Origin of the sequence: Acinetobacter sp. DSM 11652, from assembly GCF_900109815.1 — a bacterium.
GTDB lineage: Bacteria > Pseudomonadota > Gammaproteobacteria > Pseudomonadales > Moraxellaceae > Acinetobacter.
In genome coordinates this window covers 168,966-177,695 of record NZ_FOBK01000006.1, presented here as the reverse complement: position 1 = coordinate 177,695, position 8,730 = coordinate 168,966, and the positions used below count along the sequence as shown (strand labels likewise).

Genomic DNA, 8,730 nt, shown 5'->3' with positions numbered 1-8,730 from the left:
GTTTGTTGGCTTAAGCTCATCGATGGTTAATTCAGGTGCTACTGTGTCAACCTCGAAGCTCTCTGGCTGAGATTCACCTGTGTTACCTGCTTTATCTGTTGCTTTTGCAACTACCTCATATTCGCCATCTGCCAATTCAACTGATGGTGTGTATGTCCATGTGTCACCTGTAACTGTTGCTGGACCTTCTGCAACAACTTTACCGTCTTTGTCTTTAACAACGACATTTACTGTTGTTCCTGGTTCAGTTGTACCTGTGATTTCTGGTGTTGTATCGTTTGTATCCGCAATTGGATCAATCGTTACATCGGTATCAGATGGTGCAGTTGTATCAACTTTAAATGAGCCATTAGATGTCGCTTCACCAACGTTACCAGCTTTATCTTTCGCTTCAGCTTTAACTGTATATTCACCTTCTGGTAATTCTTCAGTCGGTGTGAACGTCCAGTTACCTTCTGGATCTACAGTCGCATCACCTGTTGCTACAGGGTTGCCATCTTTGTCTAAGATTTCAACTTTTACTGTTGCGCCTGGTTCAGTCTTACCATTAATTTCAGGAGTTGTATCACTAGTATCTTCTAGAGGATCGATTGTAATTTCTGGATCGATCGTATCAACTTCAACCGCAGTTTTAGCAGGTTGACTTACATTTCCTACCGCATCACGAGCTGAAGCCTCGACACTATATGTACCATCTGGTAACGCTTTAGATGGCTTATATGTCCAGCTACCATCAGCTGCAACATTCACAACTGCAGATTGAACAACCTTGCCAGCCGCGTCCTTGATTTCAACACGTACTTGTGTTGCACCATCTTCAGTTTTACCTTTAAAGGTAGGCGCATCAATGTTCGTAAGTGGTAACTCTTCAATCGTTACTTTAGGTGGAGTAATATCCACAGTAAAGCTTGAAGTAGCGACTTTACTATTACCAGCCGCGTCATATGCTGTTGCTTCTAGTTTATAGTCACCTTCAGCTAATGTTACAGGTGATTTAAACTGCCATTTACCGTTGGTCACTGTAGCAGGACCTTCTGCGATAATCTTACCTGAACTATCGCGAATCACTACTTTTACGCTCTCACTATCTTTAGTGGTTCCCGTAAATGTAGGAGTTTGATTTTTAGTTGTAGTCACTGGATTATTCTCCGATTCCGAAAGAGTATTTGCGATTGTAGCAATTGCAAAAGTTGATTGATTCGTTGCTGTATCCCAACCCTCAGGTTCAGGATCAGTAGGGATTGGATCGATGTCTATGTCTGGAGGAGTTAAGTCAACATTGAATTCTTGTTTTTCTTCTTCACCTTTATTTCCTGATTTATCAATAGGCGTTACGATAACTTCGAATTTACCTTCATCCAGGTTTTTCTCAGGTGTATATTCCCATTTACCATCTTTATCAACAGGAACAGTATCTTTATCAACCACGTTCCCATCTTTATCTTTAATTTCTATTTCGACATTAGATTCTGGCTCACCTTCACCTGATAATTTAGGTGTTTCTGAGTTTGTTTCACCCTTATTTCCAATTTCATCAATAGTGATGTCTGATGGTGGGACAGTATCAAGCGTGATTGTCTTAATCGGTGATTTATCACTTTCTTGACCACTTACAGTTTGTGTGACAGAAAGCTCATAGATACCATCTTTTAAATCTTGATCAGGTGTAAAACTCCAATCACCATTAGACAATGCAACCGTCTCACCAATTAGTTCATCGCCATTATAGATTTTGATGATTGCACCAGGTTGAGCTCCAGAACCTTTGATTTCTGGGCGAGCATCATTTGTTACACCGCCATCAGCAACTTCACCGATATGCTCTGGCACATCATCAATGACGATTGGTGCATTTAATAATGCATTTGGCTTTGGCTGAGGGTTAGGCGTAGGATTAGAGTCAGAACCATTATCTGCGACTGCTGCAATTGCACCAGCTGCACCAGCACCAATTAACCAAGGGAGAATACCACCGATAAAATCATCGGAATAAAGAAGAGGTTCGACTTCTTCGATTGGGTAATACAGAATTGTTTCTGCAATTGAGCCATCTTCATTGGTAAATTTAACCCAATAAAGTTGACCACTTTCATCTTGGAATACGAGGCTGTTATCAGCAAATGAAGGATTGAAATAGTTTTCAATCACAATCACTTCACCATTACGCAAATTGATTAGAGCATTATTATTATCACGAGTGATTGAAGCTACATCATCTTTAGATACTTGAACGACAACTACAGAGTTTTCGTTAAGCCCCACTTGACTAGAGTTGACATTCTCTAATACCTGATGACTCTCTTTAGATATTACGGAGATATTAGCCATGGTAAATTCTCACTTATAAATTTTATTTTTATCGATCTTTCTACATCTAAGATACAAAAAAGATAGACACTATTATCTATAAGTGAGATTTATATCACATTTTTAAGATTTAATGCGAATAGATTTTGCGTCTTTTATCAGCTTTTTGTAACCGCTCATCCACACTCAAAATATATCTTTTATTTACAGATACTTATGACATAAGAATTAATATTTTTACTTATTTTTAGGATATTTCAGGTCACCAAATTTCAAAGGCTTACTTATCATAATTTCTGCTATATTTAGTTTAACTACATACGGTAACTTGTTCATCTAACATTTTAATGTTAGTAAACTAGTATACTTTTCATTTTATATTGAAAATTAATACTTACTTTTTAGTAAGTTAAGAAATAAATTTTGCTTTAAATATTATGTAATTTTCACATTTTAATTTTATATTTCATCGATAAAATTCTGCGTAACTGAATAAAATATTTAAACAATATCACTGTTATCTTCTGCATTGATCATGCTTAATTCATAAAAAAAAGAGCAAGCACTATCATGCTTGCTTCAATTAAATATAATTTTTTTAGAAATTTTCTGGATTTTCTAACTTCTTCACCTCTTCAGCTTTAGCGGGATGATGGACGATTGCCACACCATCATCAGAAGTCCGATCTAATATCACTTCAGGATTATAAATCGTAATAATCTCATTACCTTTACTATCTTCACCAACAATATATTTAAATCCTTTACGATTAAGCTTATTACATAATCGCTGATATATTCCCTTTAAGCCCTCTTTTTCCTCATTAGGGTTGTAATAGAAAGCATTCATGACTGCTGGCAAACCTAAACCACATACTACGCCCGATAATAAAACAACAATAAAAGTATAACCAATCAAGATACTACTGTATTGCCTTAACTCTGGGACATTAGCAACCGCGAGAATTAGAGCCAATGAAATTCCTCCTCTTACTCCCCCCCATGATAAAATTGCTAGGCTACCGTTATAGCTTTTCTTGCGAAACGATGGGAAGAATGCAAAAGCAAGAAAGTTCGCAGCAAAACGAGAAATATGCAATATTACAAATGCGATAATACCGCCAAGTATCATGCTGGCATTAAGATCAAGAATAAACAGCTCTAAACCAATTAAAGTAAATAAAAAAGAATTAATGATGCCTTCGACTGTATGCCAAAAGTGATTTACTTCTTGGATTTCACGATTTTGTAAAATTTCTTTCCATTTATTACCAACAATAAGTCCACCAATCACACATGCGATTGGTGCTGATGCATGAGCAAATAAAGCAACCAAATATGAACCACAAGCCAGTAAAGCTGTCGTTAGGATTAATGATTCCATTTCATGCTTCCCGCGAAGCAATCGTAAAATCCCCCAACCAAATACCAAACCAATAATTACAGCTACCACAATTTCATAAAGGAGTGTTTGTAGTGTCAGTAACAGACTAAAATGCTCGCCTTCAAGTACATTCAACAACGTCATAAATACAGCAATACACATTGCATCATTGAAAAGTGATTCACCCTCCAATTTCACCATTAGATGATGTGGTGCTCGTACAGAACTGAGTACCCCTTTGATTCCGATTGGATCTGTAGCACCCAAAGCAGAACCGAGTAATAAAAGTACGAGTATGGGTACAGGGTTACCAATCAAATATTGAAATCCAAATAACAATCCACCAAACAGTGCTGCACACAAAACCAAAGCAATTGTGGCAAGAATACTAATTGGCTTCCAATACACTTTTAAATCAGACACTTTAAATTTCAGTGCCGACGATGTAAGAATGAAGCAAATGACACCATTAACTAAAAAATCATAAAAATCAACATGACGAACAGCTTCTTCGATATTCGCCAAGTTAATAGTGATAAAACGATTATCCCCCAATAAATTGGCAGCCCATTGCAGAATAAAGACAAAAATTGCTGAAACAATTGGCACCCCTATCGCTTGGGGAAAACCTAGAATTCGTTTATTGAATATGGTTGTGGCAATTGAGAGGGCAAAAACCACTGTAAATACTTGGAGAAAAAAAAAGTTGCCCATTTTGCACTCTATGATATGTTTTATTTAAATGAGATCATTTAAATTTTAAATGAAAAAACTATAGCCATTTATTTATTTTATATAAAGAATGTTTACTCGCAATCCCTTTTTTTTAAAGATGTGTAGCCTTCCTAATAAATTATTCCATTAGCAGGCTACATGTATTAACTTTGCAAAAAAATCAATCGATTCTGCTTGGTAGATTTAGATTGAGGTATTGAATGTATCACATTGGTTCACATCACCTGTTTTCATGCCACGATCGAACCAATACATTCTTTGTTGGCTTGTGCCGTGGGTAAAGCTATCAGGAACCACATGTCCTCTAGCCTTTTTCTGAAGATAATCATCACCAATCTTATGCGCCGCATCCATTGCCTCTTCAACATCACCTTGCTCCAAGAATTGAGTTCGTTGATGTGTATCTTTTGCCCACACACCAGCTAGACAATCAGCTTGCAATTCCAAACGGACTGATAATTGGTTCCCTTGAGCTTCAGTAGCTCGTTGTCTAGCTTGTTGGACTTGAGTTGAAATACCTAAAAGATTTTGAATATGATGTCCGACTTCATGCGCAATCACATAAGCTTGTGCAAAGTCACCAGCAGCATTTTGTGTAGATAATTCTGATTGATTTCGTTCACCCGATATACCCATTTGCTGACGCATATCTTTAAAAAAATCAGTATCAATATAGATTTTTTGGTCTGCAGGACAATAAAATGGCCCCATCGCTGACTGGGCTGTACCACAGCCTGAATTGACTACACCACTAAACATCACTAGTTTCGGTGCTTGGTATTGCATTCCCTGTTTTTGAAAAACGGTGGTCCATGTATCTTCAGTATCAGCGAGTACCGTACCAACAAATGCCGCTGTTTCTTGTTGCTCGGGTGTTGGGTTTTCAATCCCTATCGCTTGTTGCTGATTGTTAGAAGTCACTTGTTTAGTTGCCTGATAGGCTTGTTGTGGATCAACCCCAAAAAATTTCCAAGCAACAAATGCAACAACTAAACCGAGAATACTAATTCCACCAGCTTTAGCCCCACCGCCTCCACGGCGATCTTCTAAATTACTACTTACTCTCCGGCCTTTCCAACGCATAATCTCAGCCCTTTTTAATCATATAACTTCATATAATACGTTATTTCATCAAACTCTAAACTTTTCTAGCGTTCCATAGTTTTTGTATTCCTGAAACAACGACCAAAACAATAAGTCCTGCAATAAAACCTATGACAAAGTTTAAGAGCGTCGGGGTTAAAGCACCGATGATACTGCCTACATTTGGAATATGTTCAATATAATCGACTGAATCTTCAGTAAAATGATGAAATAATGGGATGGTATGATTAATAATACCACCACCAACTAAGAACATCGCGATTGTTCCGACAATGGTTAGTGTCTTCATAAGTTTAGGCGCAAAAGCAAGTAAGCCCTGACCAATTCTCTGTTTCAATGTAGACGTTTGTTTGACGAGATAAAATCCCAAATCATCAATTTTAACAATCATAGCAACTAAACCATAAACACCAATCGTCATTAAAATTGCGATGACTGACAAGACTGCAACCTTAATTCCAAAAGTAGCTGCTGCAACTGTACCCAATGAAATCACGATAATTTCAGCAGATAAAATAAAGTCTGTTCGTATCGCGCCTTTGATTTTATCTTTCTCAAAAGTTGCTAGATCTACATTTAAGTTTTCGAGTTCTTTTTCGGCCTGTTCAGATGTTTTAGCTTTTTTATGGTGTAATGAGTGAATTACTTTTTCTACACCTTCATAACATAAAAATAATCCACCTAACATCAATAATGGATTTATAAGCCAAGGTGCAATCACACTAATTAATAATGCTAATGGAACCAAAATTAATTTATTAACAAATGAGCCTTTTGCAACAGACCAAACGACAGGCAATTCACGGTCGGCTTTCACACCACTAACTTGTTGAGCATTGAGTGCTAAGTCATCACCCAATACACCGGCCGTTTTTTTTGCAGCCATTTTACTCATCAGCGCAACATCATCAAGAATGGTGGCTATATCATCTAATAGCACCAATAAACTATTTGCCATTATTGTTATCCTTCTTTGTTTTTTGGAATTTTATTCTTCTATTTCAAATTATTCTGTATCAACATTATTAATACTATCTCAAATAAGGTGTTTTTAATTCGATTCTTTCGATGCTTTATGCTGACATAAAAAAAAATAATGCCGTACAATATTGCGAAATTTTAAAAATTCAGCCCTAGTGTTGATGACTTTGGTATAGAAAATGAGTAATCAAGATAATCGCCCTGTTATTTTGACAGGTGACCGTCCAACTGGACAACTTCATTTAGGCCACTTTGTCGGTTCTTTACGTTCACGAGTAGGTTTGCAAGATTCCCATCACCAACATCTATTATTGGCTGATGCACAAGCTTTTACAGACAATGCTGATAACTTCGAAAAAGTTAGACGTAATATTATTGAAGTTGCAACTGACTATCTCGCTGTTGGGATCGACCCGACAAAAACAACAATTTGCGTTCAATCAAGCTTGCCAGCTTTGAATGAGCTGACCATGCTTTATTTAAACTTTGTCACAGTTTCAAGACTAGAACGAAATCCTACGATTAAGTCTGAAATACAAATGCGTGGGTTCGAGCGTGACATCCCAGCTGGATTCTTATGCTATCCAGTTGCTCAAGCAGCTGATATCACTGCTTTTAAAGCATCGATTGTGCCCGTGGGTGAAGACCAAATTCCAATGATTGAACAAACAAATGAAATTGTTCGTCGTTTAAATCGTCAGATTGGTCAAGAGCTTTTGCCTGAATGTAAGGCACTGCTATCGAATGTTGGTCGATTACCAGGATTTGATGGTAAAGCTAAAATGTCTAAATCATTGGGCAATACAATTGTTTTAGATGCTTCTGATAAAGACATTAAAAAAGCGGTAAATGCTATGTATACAGATCCTAATCATCTTCGTATTGAAGATCCAGGTCAGGTGGAAGGTAATGTTGTATTTACTTATTTAGATGCTTTCGATCCAAATCCAGAAGAAGTAGCAGAGCTTAAAGATCACTATCGTCGTGGTGGTTTAGGTGATGGCACAGTCAAAAAACGCCTTGAAGGTGTTCTAAAAGAGTTGATCACGCCTATTCGTGAACGTCGTATGGAGCTTGCTAAGGATCCTGATTATATTATGGATATCTTAAAAACTGGTACTGACAAATGTCGTGATATTACGCAAGCAACATTGGATGAAGTTAAAGCAGGATTAGGTGTTTTTAAATTTTAATCCCTAAAAAATAAGCACACTTAAAGCCGCATCACATTGCGGCTTTTTTATGGCTACTTATTAGCCTATTTAAAATTAACCTTCAATTAAACTTATTAACGTAATCTTACACGTTTTAACCCGACTACCAATGAGTTGCTAAATGAAATTGAATATCATTTAATTACTGTTATGAATACCCCCAAAATTCATAACATTTCTCCTTAACCGAAACTGTGTAAGCAGATTCGTTGTTCTGCGCAGTGATCACCCCAATCACTGCGTATTTTTTATGTTGAATCCATTCAAAATGAAATCAATATTATATAATTGATAATTACATCACTTTATTTTATTATTTTGATTAAAATTTGATAAAAATTCTAATATCTATAAGAGACTACCCATGTGGGACATGTTTATAAATCCGTCGAACCTATTCTTCAGTATTAGTATCTGCTTGATGTTTTTTATAGGCATTCTTGAAGTCTTTCTATTAATAACAGGTCTCAGTAGTCAAGGATTTTTAGAGCAATTTCTACCTAGTTCATTAGATTCTTCTCCTGAAATGATCGTTGACCATCAATCAAGTATTTGGATTCAATTTTTAGATTGGCTTTATCTTGGACGTATTCCTGTATTAATTTGGCTGATCATCTTTCTCACGACCTTTTCAATTGTTGGCTTCTTAGCCCAATCTATCATCCATCATGTATTTGGATCATTTTTAACAGTCTGGCTCATTACTCCACTGGTACTTGTGGTCTGTATGCCATTCGTACGGCTATTCTCAAGATGGATAGCAAAGATCATCCCTACAGATGAAACCACAGCAATTCATAGCGACGATTTAATTGGACTTCGAGCAGAAATCATTTTAGGCACTGCTCGACTGCACTATCCTGCGCAAGCAAAACTCAAAGATCGCTTTGGTCAAACACATTACATTTTAGTCGAACCTGAAGCTGACGAAATATTCGTACAAGGTCAGCAAGTCTTACTTACACAACGTAGTCTCAAAGGCTTTCAAGCAATTTCACAATAAAT

Annotated in this window: 6 protein-coding genes; 2 read left to right on the top strand and 4 right to left on the bottom strand. The window is 36.7% G+C overall.

Features of this window, described 5'->3' with window-relative positions:
• From BMW42_RS08105 to BMW42_RS08090, 4 genes are all read right to left on the bottom strand, one after another.
• Positions 1–2,328 (bottom strand): Ig-like domain-containing protein (locus BMW42_RS08105; protein WP_143047405.1); only part of this gene is annotated, 2,328 nt, incomplete at its 3' end.
• A 577-nt stretch (positions 2,329–2,905) separates the two neighbouring features.
• Complete coding sequence (locus BMW42_RS08100; RefSeq protein ID WP_092767026.1) at positions 2,906–4,405, bottom strand: cation:proton antiporter; 1,500 nt, start codon at positions 4,403–4,405, stop codon at positions 2,906–2,908.
• 204 nt (positions 4,406–4,609) lie between these two features.
• Complete coding sequence (locus BMW42_RS08095; protein ID WP_092767025.1) at positions 4,610–5,509, bottom strand: KPN_02809 family neutral zinc metallopeptidase; 900 nt, start codon at positions 5,507–5,509, stop codon at positions 4,610–4,612.
• 55 nt (positions 5,510–5,564) lie between these two features.
• A complete protein-coding gene (locus BMW42_RS08090) occupies positions 5,565–6,488 on the bottom strand; it encodes a DUF808 domain-containing protein (protein ID WP_092767024.1) in 924 nt (307 codons plus the stop codon).
• Positions 6,489–6,690: 202 nt separating this feature from the next.
• Here BMW42_RS08090 and trpS point away from each other — a divergent pair, with 202 nt between their 5' ends.
• Complete coding sequence (trpS, locus tag BMW42_RS08085) at positions 6,691–7,704, top strand: tryptophan--tRNA ligase (protein WP_092767023.1); 1,014 nt, start codon at positions 6,691–6,693, stop codon at positions 7,702–7,704.
• 385 nt (positions 7,705–8,089) lie between these two features.
• Complete coding sequence (locus BMW42_RS08080; RefSeq protein ID WP_092767022.1) at positions 8,090–8,728, top strand: YqiJ family protein; 639 nt, start codon at positions 8,090–8,092, stop codon at positions 8,726–8,728.
• The last annotated feature ends 2 nt before the right edge of the window (positions 8,729–8,730 follow it).